At 29.9% G+C, this 15,603-nt stretch carries 20 protein-coding genes and 1 pseudogene; 6 read left to right on the top strand and 15 right to left on the bottom strand.

Going from position 1 to position 15,603, the window contains the following annotated elements; genetic code table 11:
- From KGF48_RS19025 to KGF48_RS19015, 3 genes are all read left to right on the top strand, one after another.
- Positions 1-224: transposase (locus tag KGF48_RS19025; protein ID WP_227868451.1), on the top strand; the 224-nt coding region annotated here is incomplete at its 5' end.
- 257 nt (positions 225-481) lie between these two features.
- The gene (locus KGF48_RS19020; protein ID WP_227840954.1) at positions 482-1,111 is read left to right on the top strand and encodes a DUF3786 domain-containing protein; all 630 of its coding nucleotides are present in this window, start codon (positions 482-484) and stop codon (positions 1,109-1,111) included.
- A gap of 69 nt (positions 1,112-1,180) precedes the next feature.
- Positions 1,181-2,017: a prenyltransferase gene (locus KGF48_RS19015; RefSeq protein WP_227840953.1), complete on the top strand. Its 837-nt coding sequence runs from the start codon at positions 1,181-1,183 to the stop codon at positions 2,015-2,017.
- Between the two features lie 91 nt (positions 2,018-2,108).
- On the opposite strand, the gene KGF48_RS19010 is transcribed toward KGF48_RS19015, so the two are convergent.
- The 5 genes from KGF48_RS19010 to KGF48_RS18990 form a co-directional block, all read right to left on the bottom strand.
- Positions 2,109-2,693: a DUF1062 domain-containing protein gene (locus tag KGF48_RS19010; protein WP_227840952.1), complete on the bottom strand. Its 585-nt coding sequence runs from the start codon at positions 2,691-2,693 to the stop codon at positions 2,109-2,111.
- 295 nt (positions 2,694-2,988) lie between these two features.
- Positions 2,989-3,267: a CD3324 family protein gene (locus KGF48_RS19005; protein ID WP_227830365.1), complete on the bottom strand. Its 279-nt coding sequence runs from the start codon at positions 3,265-3,267 to the stop codon at positions 2,989-2,991.
- A gap of 263 nt (positions 3,268-3,530) precedes the next feature.
- A complete protein-coding gene (locus tag KGF48_RS19000) occupies positions 3,531-4,292 on the bottom strand; it encodes an epoxyqueuosine reductase (protein ID WP_227840951.1) in 762 nt (253 codons plus the stop codon).
- 154 nt (positions 4,293-4,446) lie between these two features.
- Positions 4,447-6,102 carry an exosporium glycoprotein BclB-related protein gene (locus tag KGF48_RS18995; protein ID WP_227868450.1) on the bottom strand — a complete coding sequence of 552 codons (1,656 nt, stop codon included), beginning with the start codon at positions 6,100-6,102 and terminating at the stop codon, positions 4,447-4,449.
- A 78-nt stretch (positions 6,103-6,180) separates the two neighbouring features.
- Positions 6,181-7,257 carry a glycosyltransferase gene (locus KGF48_RS18990; protein WP_227868449.1) on the bottom strand — a complete coding sequence of 359 codons (1,077 nt, stop codon included), beginning with the start codon at positions 7,255-7,257 and terminating at the stop codon, positions 6,181-6,183.
- A gap of 279 nt (positions 7,258-7,536) precedes the next feature.
- Between KGF48_RS18990 and KGF48_RS18985 the strand changes: the two genes are divergently transcribed.
- Complete coding sequence (locus KGF48_RS18985; protein ID WP_227862164.1) at positions 7,537-8,028, top strand: DUF2284 domain-containing protein; 492 nt, start codon at positions 7,537-7,539, stop codon at positions 8,026-8,028.
- Positions 8,029-8,267: 239 nt separating this feature from the next.
- On the opposite strand, the gene clpP is transcribed toward KGF48_RS18985, so the two are convergent.
- The 7 genes from clpP to KGF48_RS18950 form a co-directional block, all read right to left on the bottom strand.
- On the bottom strand, positions 8,268-8,852 hold the full coding sequence (clpP, locus tag KGF48_RS18980) for an ATP-dependent Clp endopeptidase proteolytic subunit ClpP (RefSeq protein WP_227830360.1): 585 nt from the start codon (positions 8,850-8,852) through the stop codon (positions 8,268-8,270).
- Positions 8,849-9,337, bottom strand: coding sequence for a helix-turn-helix domain-containing protein (locus KGF48_RS18975; protein WP_227830370.1), 489 nt, complete (start codon positions 9,335-9,337; stop codon positions 8,849-8,851). The genes clpP and KGF48_RS18975 overlap by 4 nt, the downstream gene beginning before the upstream one ends.
- A gap of 128 nt (positions 9,338-9,465) precedes the next feature.
- Positions 9,466-9,909 (bottom strand): DUF3021 family protein, encoded by a 444-nt coding sequence (locus tag KGF48_RS18970; protein ID WP_227862165.1) that lies wholly within the window; start codon positions 9,907-9,909, stop codon positions 9,466-9,468.
- Between the two features lie 15 nt (positions 9,910-9,924).
- Entirely contained in the window at positions 9,925-10,362 is a 438-nt protein-coding gene (locus KGF48_RS18965) for a LytTR family DNA-binding domain-containing protein (RefSeq protein ID WP_227862166.1), read from the bottom strand.
- A 64-nt stretch (positions 10,363-10,426) separates the two neighbouring features.
- Complete coding sequence (locus KGF48_RS18960) at positions 10,427-11,278, bottom strand: ABC transporter permease (protein WP_227840944.1); 852 nt, start codon at positions 11,276-11,278, stop codon at positions 10,427-10,429.
- A complete protein-coding gene (locus tag KGF48_RS18955; RefSeq protein WP_227840943.1) occupies positions 11,271-12,023 on the bottom strand; it encodes an ATP-binding cassette domain-containing protein in 753 nt (250 codons plus the stop codon). Before KGF48_RS18955 ends, KGF48_RS18960 begins: the two co-directional genes overlap by 8 nt.
- 149 nt (positions 12,024-12,172) lie before the next feature.
- Entirely contained in the window at positions 12,173-12,388 is a 216-nt protein-coding gene (locus KGF48_RS18950; protein WP_227840942.1) for a hypothetical protein, read from the bottom strand.
- 114 nt (positions 12,389-12,502) lie between these two features.
- On the opposite strand from KGF48_RS18950, the gene KGF48_RS18945 reads away from it, so the two are divergent.
- Positions 12,503-13,171, top strand: a complete 669-nt coding sequence (locus KGF48_RS18945; RefSeq protein WP_227868448.1) for a phenylalanine--tRNA ligase beta subunit-related protein — start codon at positions 12,503-12,505, stop codon at positions 13,169-13,171.
- Between the two features lie 223 nt (positions 13,172-13,394).
- On the opposite strand, the pseudogene KGF48_RS18940 reads toward KGF48_RS18945, so the two are convergent.
- Positions 13,395-13,799 (bottom strand): annotated as a pseudogene (locus tag KGF48_RS18940) (nitroreductase family protein); the annotation flags it as partial.
- A gap of 141 nt (positions 13,800-13,940) precedes the next feature.
- Between KGF48_RS18940 and KGF48_RS18935 the strand changes: the two are divergent.
- Positions 13,941-14,264, top strand: a complete 324-nt coding sequence (locus KGF48_RS18935) for a winged helix-turn-helix transcriptional regulator (RefSeq protein ID WP_227830352.1) — start codon at positions 13,941-13,943, stop codon at positions 14,262-14,264.
- Positions 14,265-14,268: 4 nt separating this feature from the next.
- Here the strand turns inward: KGF48_RS18935 and KGF48_RS18930 are convergent, their stop codons facing one another.
- Both KGF48_RS18930 and KGF48_RS18925 read right to left on the bottom strand, forming a co-directional pair.
- A complete protein-coding gene (locus KGF48_RS18930) occupies positions 14,269-14,853 on the bottom strand; it encodes a DJ-1/PfpI family protein (protein WP_227868447.1) in 585 nt (194 codons plus the stop codon).
- Between the two features lie 71 nt (positions 14,854-14,924).
- Complete coding sequence (locus KGF48_RS18925) at positions 14,925-15,371, bottom strand: Lrp/AsnC family transcriptional regulator (RefSeq protein WP_413894831.1); 447 nt, start codon at positions 15,369-15,371, stop codon at positions 14,925-14,927.
- Between the last annotated feature and the right edge of the window lie 232 nt (positions 15,372-15,603).

Genomic DNA, 15,603 nt, shown 5'->3' with positions numbered 1-15,603 from the left:
TTGAAGTTAAGCTAGTTAAAGAAAACTACACATCTCAAACTTGCCCAAAGTGTTCTAAAAAACACAAACCAACTGGTAGAACTTATAGTTGTACTTGTGGTTATAAAACTCATAGAGATATAGTTGGCGCATGGAATATTTTAAATAAAAAACATAAATATAATTTAGTTAATTTTAGTATAAACCATAAGCAACCTATTAATTTAAAAGTATCTACCATATAAGGTAGTAGTGGCGAAGACACCGTCCAAGTAGCTTGGCTTTGTAACCACCTATGATTCTATCGTTTAGATAGTATTAAGTCGTTAGCCACCAAGAATCCCCTTGCTTTAGCTATGGGGAGTGTGTCAAATAGATTCCTTTAAATAACAAAATTTATTTATTAATTTGATATTGTAATATTCTAGATATATAATAAAATCAATAATAAGAAAATCTTTTACAAATATATACTTAGGTCTTTAAATCGGAGGAAAGTATTATGGATAAAAATATTAAAACAAGTAATTATAATGTTCCATTTGATTATGCACGAAAAAAACTCAAAGAATTAGACCCTCATACAATTAGTAATTTAAGTAATATTGACTTTAATAGTGATTCAAGCAAATTTAATATTGATTTTTTTGGTAGACAGTATACGGTTGATTATCCAAGTGGAGAAGTTTGGAATAGTAATGGAAGTCTCTGTAAAAATTTCGAACTTAAGATTCTAATGCTTAGGTATTTGTGTAATGCTAAAGGTATACCTCTTACAAATAAATATATAACTTTTAAAGAAGTTCCTGGAGGTAATGTTTATTATCCTAACTTTCTAAATAGAACTCTAGCAAGACTTTCAGAAATCTTTACATCTCAAATAGATAAATATAAATTAGTCATGGAGAATATTGGAGCTGAAAAAATAAAAATGGGTGACCTAGCTTATAAGTTTACATACATAGGTAATACTTCTATGATATTTATACTTTGGCTTGGAGATGATGAATTTCCACCAAATTCAAATATATTATTTGACTCTAATATAATTTATTATTTTAATGCAGAAGACTTAGCAGTTGTTCCTGATACAGCTATAGATGCAATTTTGAATAAAGTAAATCAATTGTAAGCATCAATACTATTATAATAAATTTTTTGATAAATTTAGTTAGAATCTAATATGAAATGGAGTTAAAAAATGAACGTAGAAAATCAATATTTATCAGATATAGAAGAGATATTGTCACACAGATATGATAATGGTGCAGACTATTGGGCTACACCTGACAAACGTTTAATGAAAGGTTCACCTTTCACCACACTAGATAGTGTACTTTATCTATTGGAATTGGGTATGAAACCTACTGATACTTTACTTAAAGAATGCGCTGACTTGATATTTAGCACATGGAGAGAAGATGGGCGTTTTAAATTATATCCAAAAGGAGGTATTTATCCCTGCCATACAGCTAATGCAACCAATGCACTTTGCCACATGGGATATGCTTCAGATGTTAGAATCGAAAAGACGTTTCAATACTTTTTAGATACTCAGTATACTGATGGTGGTTGGCGTTGCAATAAGTTCAGTTTTAGTAGAGGTCCAGAAACTGAGTACTCAAACCCACTTCCAACACTTAATATATTAGATGCATTCCGTTTTAGCGACTATTTAAATAAAGAATCAAAACTTGATAAGGCTGTAGATTTTTTACTTGAACATTGGACAATTAGAAAACCAATCGGACCTTGCCACTATGGAATTGGTACATTATTCATGCAAGTTGAATATCCTTTCCGCAATTACAATCTATTTCTTTATGTTTATGTTTTATCATTTTATAATCGTGCAAAGAAGGATAAGAGATTTCTAGAAGCATTAAAGATACTTGAATCTAAAATGTCAGATAATCAGATTGTTGTTGAACGTGTAGTCCCAAAGCTATCCAAGTTATCTTTCTGTAAAAAAGGTAAGCCAAGTGCACTAGCTACAACACACTACTACGAGATATTAGAAAATCTAGAAAAAAGATAATGCTATTATACATAAATAAGTATAGCTTCTTTGTATTTTTAAAGTTGCTATACTTATTTAAAATGATGTTACATAAAACATATTAAACCAGCTAGTCTAACTGATTTAAATATTCTTGTTTACTCTTTCCAATTTGTAACACAATCTCATAATTTAATTTACTTCTCCTTAAGTCAACTCCAGATATACTTTTTATCATCCCACAGTCTAGCATGTCTTCAAAGACCTTTCGAGATAAGCCAAGCTTCTCACGTAATAATGTAGATACCTTTAATTGACATGGATACTTACTTGCAATATGAACTTGTGTAAGGTCATCAATACAAATATCTTGACCTACTATTTTATATTCTGGGATGCCAACTTCCGCCCCATTTCTATGTAAAAGTTCAACATTCATAGCATATTGTTTAACAAGATTATAATCATTCGTATAAAATTGTTCTAATATTTCTGGATTTAAGTTTTTTGGATTAATACGAGAATATATGGTTGAATTCCATGTGGAATCACAATTTGAGCATTTATATATTAACCAAATATCTAAATACTTATGTTGAGCATTCACTCTAAATAAATCTGAACAAATATATTCAGTCTTTTTTCCACATTTTTTGCAGTACCTAATTACTGGCAATTGGGATTTATACTCAATCTCCCAAGTAATTTTTTGCATAAATACAATTTCCTTTCTATAATATTGCTAAAATAGAAAGTTGTGAAAAGGTGGAATATAATCAAGCATTTTTTTCAAAATAGTACCTCCTAATTTTTAATAAATTTTAATTTCAATTATATACTTATATAACAAATTATTTTCTCTTAATATAGACACTACCTCTGGATTTTATTATTATATAAGCTTCTGAAATTAATTAAATTATAGCATCCACTAAAAAAAAACTATACCTTAAACATTTTTAACAAAAGAAAATAAGCCAGTATAGTTATATAACTATACTGGCTTACATTTAAATATCTTTTCTTTTTTCTTGTAATATAATTCTTTGAATACTCTTCAAAGACAGATAATATTTTTCTGATAAATATTGCAAATCATGACCAACTTGATAATCTTCATAAATTTGCATATTTCTGATTGTTAAATCTTCACGAGTAGATGTATTACTTCCCCATTCTCTTTTATTGTTTGATTTTCTGGGAATATAAATACATTCTCCATCCACATATTCTTGTATCAATTCAAGTAATTCTTCTGGTAATACATGTATTGCTTTTTTATAGCTCATTTTGCTCTCCTATTAAACAGTAATTTTTTATTAGGAATAGCAAAGGGCTATCTGTATATTAAATTTTATAGTTGCAATAGCCCTTGCTATGCAAAAATAAAGATTAAATCAAGCATAAAGTCTCACCCCTCCTTATACCACAGCGATACATATAAGTCTATCAATAGCACAAATAGTTGTCAATCAACATAATTTCTTTATTTTTTATTTATATTTGTAGTTTATTACATATCAAATTAGAATTGTTAATTAACAGAAACTTTTTACATTGATGGGTTTATTACTGAACATGGAACTCCAACTATACATTTTCCACAGATATCACATCCACCTATATAAGAATATTTTTTCTCATTTATCATGCACATTTCATAACACTTATTTCTATCAAACCCATCTTCTTTTAAAGCTTCTTTCACACATTTACTTACACACTTTTTACAACTGTTATTATGTTTATACAAGCAGTATTCCTTTTCTGGTCTTTTAGTTGGTTCTAATTTTAAACTTGTGATTATACTTCCTACCCTTCCACAACATCCTTTTTCTGTAATAAGCATATTATTTAGACCAAAAGTTCCAAGACCTGCTATGAATGCTACATGTCTTTGTGACCAATCACTAATCAATTTATCATTATCAAAATTATATGACCCAGGAATAGCGTAGGAGTCAAACCCCATGTTTCCTAGCTCTTCACATAAAAAAGTATTCAAGTCAGAAATCAATTTATTAGTTTCTATATAAGCTCTTGCCCAACTTTCTGAACATTCAAGCCCTCCAATATTACTATCATTTATGTTTTTATCAAAGGGTATAAAATATGTAATTATAGTCTTACCATTTTTCAAGAAATCTTTTGGCATAGCATGAGATGTTCCTATAACTTTTTTTAACTGATAAAACATTTCATCTTCAGCAGATGCATAGGCAAATAAAAGTTCTTGCCATTTTGAATTTACATTATTTGACTTATTGTAATCTTTTACAAAACGGTTCATTAATTCTTCAATTTTAGTTTTCATAATATCCCCCTAGACAATTCTATCTCTAATTTCATGTTATTATTTTATATTATATACCAGTACTCTATATTATGCTTTATCAATTGATATCAAAATAAAAAACTTCCAGCATCTAAATTAGATGCTGAAAGTCTGTTTATTTCAATTATTTAATCTAACTAATTGAAATTCCTGCACTTGCATATCCTGCTACAGTATTAACTAATGAAAGACCTGAAGCTGATGCAGTAAATACTAATAGGAAACGAGTTTCTGCTGTTGCTGGTATGCTTAATCCTGTTGCTATTCCAGTAGAAATTGTTCCTACTGACAATAACCCTGTAAGTGGTGGAGCTAGTGTAACTGTTGCTCCTGGTACAGCTGTAAATGTATTATTTGGTGTAGTTGATTGGTAAAGTGTAGCTGTAATTGTAACTGTTGAACCAATAAGTGAAAGTGCTAATGTTGTACTAAAATATGCTGAAATAGATGTTATTGTTCCAGCTCTTGGCATTGAAAATGCAAAGTTAGTCAATGTTCCTGCTGGGTTTGTAAGATCTATTGTTCCACCAACTATACTTACACCTGGAGCTGAACTACCAAAACCAACAAATCCTGGTGTTCCTATTAATCCACCAGCTATAGTTGTAAGTGATAGTGGTATACCTGATGAAAAAGGTATTATTGCACTAGCTCCTGCTATTCCTGTTGCTCCTGTTGCTCCTGTTGGACCTACTAATCCATCTGCTCCTGTATTTCCTGTTGCCCCTGTTGGACCTGTTACTCCTGTTGCTCCATCTGCTCCTGTATTTCCTGTTGCTCCTGTTGGACCTGGTACTCCATCTGCTCCTGTGTTTCCTGTTGCTCCTGTTGGGCCTGTTGCTCCATCTGCTCCTGTATTTCCTGTTGCTCCTGTTGGACCTGTTGGACCTGGTACTCCATCTGCTCCTGTGTTTCCTGTTGCTCCTGTTGGACCTACTAATCCATCTGCTCCTGTTGGACCTGTTGCTCCTGTCGCTCCTGTTGCTCCTGTTATTCCTACCCCTGTTGCTCCTGTATTTCCTGTTGGACCTGTTGCTCCAGGTGTTCCTATTGGACCTGTTGGACCTGTTGGGCCTGCCAATCCATCTGCTCCTGTATCTCCTGTTGCTCCTGTTGGGCCTGTTGGACCTGTTGCTCCATCTGCCCCTGTATTTCCTGTTGCTCCTGTTGGGCCTATCAATCCATTTGCTCCTGTTGGACCTGTTGGGCCTGTTGGGCCTGTTGTTCCAGGTGTTCCTGTTGCTCCTGTTGGACCTATTAGACCTGTTGCTCCTGTTGCTCCTACTCCTGTTGCTCCTGTTGGACCTGTTGGACCTGTTACTCCAAACCCTGTTGCTCCTGTTGGACCTGTTGGACCTGTTGTTCCATCTGCTCCTGTATCTCCTGTTGCTCCTGTTGGACCTGTCACTCCTGTCGCTCCAGGTGTTCCTGTTGCTCCTGTTGGACCTGTTGGGCCTGTTACTCCAAACCCTGTTGCTCCTGTCACTCCTGTTGGACCTGCTGACCCTGTTGCTCCTGTTGGGCCTATTAACCCTGTTGCTCCTGTGTTTCCTGTTACTCCTGTGTTTCCTATTGTTCCTGTTGGACCCATTGGTCCGGTTGTACCTGTTGGGCCTGTGGGACCTGTTCTACCTCTGGGACCCATTGGACCTGTTGGACCTATACATGATGGTGGGCAACCATGATGACAGTCACAACTATTACAACTATCGCAACCGCTATTGTAATCACCATAATTGTTATCATGGTTATTACCATCAAATGGGCCAAAATATTTATTTTTACTCATTACTTAAAGCACCTCCTAATATATTTGAGCTTTCATGCTCTCTACATAATATGTCAAAATTAGTATTATTGTGACTTATTAATAACTTTTATAGTTACTAAAATAATTTTCATTGTATAAAATAGCACTATCGTTAGGTTTGATTTCTTTTGCTTTTTCATGATAAGATATGGCTTTATCCATTTCTCCTAGTTTGTCATAGCATACACTTAATTGTATACATGGTAAGTATCCATAACAATCATTTGACTTAAATCCTCCATTAATGTCATTTTTATCTCTAGTTAATGCTACCTTATACCAAAAAATAGCTTCTTTATATCTTTGTCTATCAAACAAGTGCTTTCCTATATCACAGCAAACTTCTGCTCTTGGCTCATCAAATTCAAAGCTTCTAAATAAAGAATATAAGGCACTTTTTTCATCATTAATTAAGTAATAGCATGTGGCTAAATCTCTGCAAGCACTTATACAGTCCTCAATCCACCCTTTTGACGAGTCTAAAAACTTAGTAAAACCTTCTATAGCGTCTTTATACCTTGCATTGTAATACAATTCTCTTGAGTAATAAAACTGATGTCTTGGCTCCAATATCCTACCTTCTGAAATCATTTTTTCAAAAATTCTGAGATTTCTTAAAGGGTCCTGTCTGTGAAGTTTTTTATGTGATATTGCGATGTCAGAATAAAATATTTCTCCAACAAGAGGTATTACTTCATGAATAGGGTCAACCCATTTATAATTAGAACTTCTCTTAAATAAGCGTTCTCTATAATATGATAAAGTTGGTTTTCCGTTTTCATCAAATGATACATTATATTTTGCCATGACCATATCAATAGAAGTATCTAAATTTTCCTTAACTTTTGATAATTCTTTTCTATCCTCTTCTAAAATTATGTCATCTGCATCAAGCCACATTATATAGTCTTTAGAAGCTTTAGAAAATGAAAAATTTCTCGCAGCAGAGAAATCATCTATCCATTCGAAATCGTACACCATGTCCGTATATTTTGAAACTATTTCTTTTGTGGAATCTGTAGAACCAGTATCTACAACTATAATTTCATCTACTATATCCTTTACACACTCTAAACATCTACCTATAACTTCTTCCTCATTTTTAACAATCATGCACAAACTTATTGTAATCATAATGTACAACTCCTTTGTCTTTTATATATTACAGACATAAGTAATATATGGTATTTCCTCTTATTTTGTTATTGAAAGTTAGAAAATTTTTAACGACAAAAAATCAGTAGGTAAGTTTATTTATCATGTATATTTATAGTTCATTTTTATTGAATTCAGAATTTAAATACTTCGATTTGATTGATATGTATTTTTGCGTTACCATAAGTATAAGAATATGTAAAATTTAATCATTCATACAATATAAAAAATTAAACTATTTTTGGTAGGAGGTAAATTATGAAAAAATACTTTGAAATGTTAAAATCTAGTGGAGCTGACATTGCAGTTTCAATAGACCCTAAAACGATTGTCACAGCGGCATGGACAATTTATAAGTGTCAGTTTGGTTGTAATACATATGGTCATAGTCATTGTTGTCCGCCCAGCACTCCAACTTATCAACAGACACAAGCAATAATAGATTGTTACAGAAAAGCTATTTTATTTCGATGTCACAAAATGAGTATTGTTACTCCTCTAGCTGTTGAAATAGCAAGAGAACTTTTTTTAGATGGATACTATAAAGCAATTGCTTTTGGAAGTGGTCCTTGTACAAAGTGTGCCAAATGTAATCCTGATACTTGTAGTTTTCCTAACAAGACTGCTCCATCAATGGAAGCATGTGGTATTGATGTTTTTGCTACAGTAAGGTCAAATGGACTTGAAATAAATACTTTGCGAGAAAAGGGAGAAATTCAAAATCACTTTGGTTTATTATTAGTTGATTGAAAAAATTAATATTTTCTACTCAGCTTAACCAGTGTGGTCTATAAGTTATCATATCATTACAACCACATTGGTTAATATCTCTAGAAAGTATCTAAAATTGTATGTAAAATTACTATTTATTACTCATTTACTTGCCATTTTAAAAACTTCTTTTTTAAACAAAAAATAACCATGTTTATTTAAACATGATTATTTTAATATTAGTTATATACTATATATTAAGCTTTTAAAAGAGTACTCTACTCTCTTTTCTCCATTATACAATCAATTAATCCGTATTCTTTAGCTTCCAGTGCAGACATAAAATTATCTCTATCTGTATCTATTCTAATATCTTCTATTGATTTTCCAGTATTCTCAGAAAGAATTCTATCTAATTTTTCCTTTTTTCTCAATATATTATCTACTGCTATTTTTACATCTGTTGCTTGCCCTTTAACACCACCCATAGGTTGATGTATCATAATCTCTGCGTTAGGTAGGGCATATCTTTTTCCTTTTGTACCTCCAGCAAGTAAAAAGGCGCTCATACTTGCAGCCATACCAATACAAATAGTTGATACATCACATCTGACATAGTTCATAGTATCGTATATAGCAAACCCTGATGTTACAACCCCTCCTGGGCTATTTATATATATAGTTATATCTGCATCTGGGTCTTCTGATTCTAAGAATAGTAATTGAGCCACTACCAAACTTGCAATAGCATCATTAATTTCTTCCCCTATAAATATAATTCTATCTTTTAATAGTTTTGAATATATATCATAAGACCTTTCACCTTGACCTGTCTGTTCAATCACATGTGGTACTAAATTCATGCTACTTTCACCTCACAATTAATATTAAAGTTGAGATAAGAATTGATTTCATCTCTTCTTCGTTCATAATTAATACTTGTATAAGAAATACACTCTACATTTTGGATTTGATGATTTGAATTTAAAACAAATCTTTGTTGAATAGGATAAAATTCATCTTTACTTCTATATATTTGTGGAGATTCTTTATATAAAGTTTTAAATGCTAATGTGAAAGACTGGTGTGTAGCATATCCAACTGTAAGAGCTATATCTATAATGTATTTATCTGTAAATACAAGTTGTCTAGCTGCTTCAGTAAGTCTCCTTCTTTTAATGTATTGATGTATAGTACATCCCACAATATTTGTAAACATTCTGTGTAAATGATATTTTGAATAACTAGCAACATCAGCTATTTTATCTAGATTTAGATTTTCTGTAAGATGTTCTTCTATATAATCAATGATTTCCATAATCACATCTGTATTTGTTTTCAACCTCATCATCTCCTTTTAAGTATTATAACTCATACAAGAATTTTCTTCTTAATATAAATTGCTATCTTAAATAAATGACTTGTATAAAAACTTAATTAATAATAAATTTACAATTTGTTGAATTACTTTCGCTATCATTTACTAATTTTATTTTTCCTATATTCTTTCAGACCTTTATTTAGTAAAATAGATTCTTTCTTATCTCTTTTACAAGTAGCAAGTGTTATACAAAGATAGATAATAAATATAGATAGTGCTATAAACAGAGCTTGAAAAATATGCCCACTATCAATCCAATTACTTTTAAATGAAAACCACATAACAAAAACAAACAGAAAAATCATATGAATTACTTGACGAATTAGTAACTCTTTTCTACCTAGTTCTCGTTTTGAATAAAAAATTAATGTGGATAGAGATGTTACCAATGCAATTAATAAAATCTGTTGGAAAATACTTATACTAAATGTCTCATCAGGGCTAAATAATAGACAAAAAGTAAAAACAGATATTAAAACTCCTGTAGTTATCATACAAAAATAACGAACTACATTCTTTAGTATATTTATTAAATTCATATTCAATCAACTCCTTTATATCCTTAGTTTTTTCTTCAACATTGGTACATATTGGCGTGAAATAATTGTCTTTTCACCATTATCTAGTATTACTTCAAATCTACCATTAAACGCTGGTACAATTGAGTCTATTTTTGTAAGATTTAATATTACAGACTTGGATATTCTAAGAAAATCACTATTTAAAAAAATTTCCTCAATCTGATAAAGCTTCTTCTTAAACTCATAAACATCATTTTTACAATAAAGATAAGTATGATTATCTACAGATTCGAAGTAATAAACATCTAAAGGATTGATACGATAGAGTTGTTCATTTTTATATGCTATAAGAGACTCTCTTTGCATCCTGATGTTAAAAATCAATTTAAGCATTTCATCATCAAGATTTCTGCATCTTATGATAATTTCATCCTCTTCTCCATCTAATGGAGTTTCAATTACTACTTTCACTCTAACACATCCTTTCTTTTGATTTCTATAAAAAGACTATACTGTATTTTCCTACTATTAATTTCTAGCTTTCTTTTCTTGATACCATAAGTATAGTAACAAAATAAAAGACTATTGCAGAAATAACTAGAAACATAATATGAATTGAAGTTTCATGCAAACTGCCAATACCACCAAATGTTACTCCCATATGTTCATTAAATACAGTCAATACATTTGTTGAATCCACAAATGTTACTTTTGATGGAGACTCCGTAATAATTTGTCTAAGTAATACAGTCCCATGTGAAATTGGAAATAACTTTATAATGGTTTGTACTGCTTGAGGTAAGCTTCCAATAGGTATATAAATTCCTGTCAAGAATCCAATAAGAGTACCTATAATCGTAGAAGCAGTTGCAAATGTATCTATGCTATTTAACAAATTTACAATAAAAAATATCATTGCACTAGATGATAAAACTGTTAATAATATTACACCAATGACCTTTATAATAGAAAGCATAGGTAAAAATTGTCCCCCACTTAATACAATATATATCTCTGCAAGTATAAATGTAAATATACTCATAATTACACCAATTAAATATGAACTTAAAATATATCCTCCCACCAGCTCTCTCGTCTTAACAGGCGAACAATAAAAATCTTTGGTTCTTTTTAATTCCTTATCTAATACTGTAACTCCAAATGAACCCATTGTTGTAGTTACAGAAACAACAGAAATAATTCCTGCCATTGCCCAACTATTCATTAATATATCTATGTCTTTAATATTTGGATAACCTTCCTTCAAATTTTCTCCTAAAAAAATAATATATATAGCGATTACAATTATTGCACCTAAAAAAGATGAAAATACGCCTCTTTTATTTCTTAAAAAAATCATTATATTTCTTTGTGCTATATTAAACATTTTTTTCACCTCTATTTCTAACTATATTCAAAAATACATCATCTAAATTATTTGCTTTGTATTTATATTTTAGTTCATGAGGTGAACCTTTTGCTGTTATAACACCATAATCAAGCATTACAATATAATCAGCTTTTGTAGCCTCCTCCATATAATGGGTTGTAAGAACTATAGAAAAACCATATTGTTTTTGTAATTTTAATATAGTATCCCATACACATTTTCTAGCTTCCGGGTCAAGCCCTGTTGTAGGCTCATCTAGAAACAGTATTTTAGGAGTATTTAAAAGAGCTCTTGCTATATCAGCCCTACGCTTTTGACCTCCAGACAATTTACCATATGGTCTATCTATAAATTCCATAGCTCCTACAGATAAAGCAGATTCATGCACAATTTGTCTTACTTTATCTTTATTCTTAATATAAAATTTTGCACGAATTGTAAGATTCTCTCTTACTGTCAAGAGTGGGTCTAGTATACTTTCTTGAAATACTACTCCAATTTTTTCTTTAATCTTATTATCCTCTACACCTAACTTATGCCCATCTATAATCACTTCTCCACTATCATAATTCAATAATGTACAAAGAATATCAATTGTTGTAGATTTTCCAGCACCATTAGCTCCCAGTAATGCAAACAAATTACCTTCCTCTACATAAAAATCAATCCCTTTCACAGCTTTAAAAGCATCATAGCTTTTTTGCAAATTAATTACTTCTATTATCTTATTCATCCATTTCATCTACCTTCCTTAATTGATGATTTCAGAATACAATAAGTAATTTGTCCACACAATACAATTGGAAGTATGTAGTATAAATGAATATGTGAGTTGTAAAAAAACTAAAGTAAAATACATACCTAAAAATAAGCTATTGTAAAAAACATTCCCTATACATCTTGATTTGTATGTATTATTTTACTAAGTATTCTTACTCCCTGTTCAATTTCATCAAAACTAAGATGAGCATATCCTAGGACAACTTCATGGTCATATTCTACTTTATTCTCAATTGCATATTGCTGTACAGGATAAATCTTGATATTTGCTTTATAAATTTGTCTTGATAATGATATGTCACTATTTCTATTAATTGTAATCCACATTTTAATACCTCCAAAAGTGGTTCTATAAAATCACTATAAAAATGGAACTACAAAATCCACTTTTTACTTGCTAAGATTATACCATAAAACAAAAAATAAAAAGGAGTCTAAATTATGTTAGAAATATCAAGTAGAGTAAAAGAAATTTATCACAATATTAAATTTGGAGTTATGATTGTAAATATGACCTATTCAACACCTAATGAAGAAAATTTTTTACTTCTTAAAAACTCTGAAATTAAAAATATTATTGCACAAAATCCTGAATACAATCGTAAAGAAAAGATTAAAACAGAACCTCTTTCCAACTACATAAAGTATTATAAAAAATTTAAGAAAACTTATCCTGTATTACTTCAATTAGAATCCCTTTTACTAAAATCAAAAGGTATTCCAAATGTAAGTCTACCTATTCAAGTAATGTTTTTAGCAGAATTAAAAAATCTTCTTCTAGCAGCAGGACATGACCTTGATAAAATAGAATCACCTTTAAAAATAGATTTAGCAAATGAAAATGAACATTTTTATGGTATAGGAAAAAGAGAGCAAACTCTAACAAGAGACGATTTATTTTTATCAGATAACCTTGGTATACTATCTAGTATTCTTAATGGACCAGATAATCGTACAAAGATTACAAAAGAAACTAAAAATATTCTATACTTTGTATATGGCCCTGATGGAGTTTCTGAAAAACAAATTTATGACCACCTAAGCGATATAAAAGATTATATTTTAAGTGGTTTTCCAGACTCGAAAATTGATTTAATTGATGTATTTTAATTAATATCGATGTATTTTTATTAATATAATGAAAATTTAAGTTTAGTGGATATTCAAAGTATTAGTAGGTATTCTAAGTAATTAAAATAGTGAAGTATACATCATTGTTCAATCAGATATATACTTCACTAAAATTAATTTTATATAAGCATTAACTTTTTCTAAAACTTTATTTAAAAAAATAACTCATTATACATCTCATATAGATAACTTACTTTTATATCTAAAGAGATTCATAAGAAACAATTTCATTTAAAGGAAGACGAGTTTTATCATGTCTATTTGGGCTTTCTGGTGTTCCAGCCTCATATCCTATTAGTAATATGTTTACTGGCTCAAGATTATCTGACAAATTAAATTCTTCTTTAATTACATCTGGATTGAAATAACATACCCATACACTCGCTAACCCAAGTTCAGTTGCTTGTAACATCATGTGGTCGGTGATTATACTTGTATCAATATCTGTAAGTTGTTTACCATCAAAAGGTCTTGTCCAAACTTTATCCTTATCTCCACATACGATAATTGCTAATGGTGCATCATATATATTTGTAGCCTTAGAAACTTTATTAAGACCCTCTTTTTCTTGTATTACAATTAATCTTTAAGGCTGACGATTACCCCCTATCATTTTATTAGGCTAAGTTGATGATTTATTTAACCTATGCTATAATCTTATCACTATAATTATATATTACAATAATGCACTTTTTTGTAACATAGTACCAAAAAGGGTACTTCAAAATATATTGAGAGGTCTAAAAAAATGAAAAAATGTTCAAGTAATTACAGTTGTCCTATAGAAGCAACACTTGCATTGATTGGTGGTAAATATAAAACACTTATCCTTTGGCATCTTAAAGATACCACATTAAGATTTAATGAACTTAGAAAATTAATTACTAAAGCAACTCCTAAAATGCTAACTCAACAATTACGTGAATTAGAAACAGATGGTTTTATTATAAGAGTTGTTTATCCTGTTGTACCTCCAAAAGTGGAATATTCATTATCCGATTTTGGAAAAAGCATTATTCCTATTTTAGATGTTATGTGTGATTGGGGTTCTGATTACTTAAATAAACTTTAATTTATTATAATTTAAATCCCATAGCTAATTTTACAACTTCCATATATTCCTTAGATGTCAACATTTCTAAAAGCTTAAAAGCTACATGTGGTGCAGTTTCTGGACAATATGAAGTTATAATATTTCTATCTACAACAATTGGCTCATTGACTACATTTACATCAAATTCACTTAACTGTTTTTGTCTTTGACCATCTTTTAAATGATATGTAGTAGCTTTACGATTTTTTAAAACACCGCTTTTACCAACAGGTAAAGCTGCTACACAAATAGTAGCAATTATCTTTTCCTTTGTATCAAACTCTCTTATTAAGTTTAAAAAAGATGTATCATATGCTTCATCATAAAATCCAAACTCTTCAAATCCTCCAGGAATAGCTAAAGCATCATAATCATCTACACATATTTCATCTATTGTTTTGTCAACTAATACTGGAACATTAAATGTGCTTACAACTTGCTTTTTAAATCCACCAGTTACTACATCTATATCGTAATCATAATCATTTCTAGCCCATCCCATAACATCTACAAATACGCTAAATTCCATAGTTTCAAAACCTTTTGCTAAAAAAACTAAAACTTTCATATTGTATTTTCCTCCTAAAAATATGTAATAAAGTAGGTATTAATATAATCACCATTTAAGTCTATGCTCATCTAAAAAATATCTTTGATTGTATTAATTTCCTCTTTAATTGTTGATAAAACAATGGTTGTATTAGCTTTCTGGATTCCTCTGATTTTTTTCAAAGTTATTGATATAAATTCTTCAAGTTCATTTGTATCCTCTGCTAATACTTTTATTAAATAATCATATTCTCCTGAAATGTGATGACATTCTAATACAGTGTCATACTCCAATATAGTCTTCTTAAACTCTTCTATACTTTTAGATAAATCTGTATTGATAAATATGAAAGCTAAAAGTTTATATTTTGTTTTTTCTCGATTGATTTGAATAGTATACTTTTGAATTATATTTGACTGTTCAATTTTCTTTATACGCTCTGAAACTGCTGGTATTGATAGATTAACTTGTCTACTTATTTCAGAAGTTGAGGCTCTACTGTTCTTTTTTAGAGAATTAATTATTTTTAAATCTATCTCGTCTATATCTATTCACCTCCTTACTTATTTAATATAATTTTAGCTAATAATTTAAAATAAGTAAATAATTTAAATTATTTCAATAAAATTTAATGAAAATTAGTACTTATCATTAAATTTTTAAACTAATTAAATATAACATACATAATACACTTAAAATATTTAAACTAAATTAATGTTAGTATTTTTATTGTATATCAACTCAATTTTCTAAGTGTAAAGCTAATAC

This window comes from Clostridioides sp. ZZV15-6388, from assembly GCF_020657755.1.
In the GTDB taxonomy this organism is placed as follows: Bacteria; Bacillota; Clostridia; order Peptostreptococcales; family Peptostreptococcaceae; genus Clostridioides.
The sequence above is the reverse complement of the archived record's forward strand: the minus strand, read 5'-3'. Positions and strand labels throughout refer to the sequence as shown.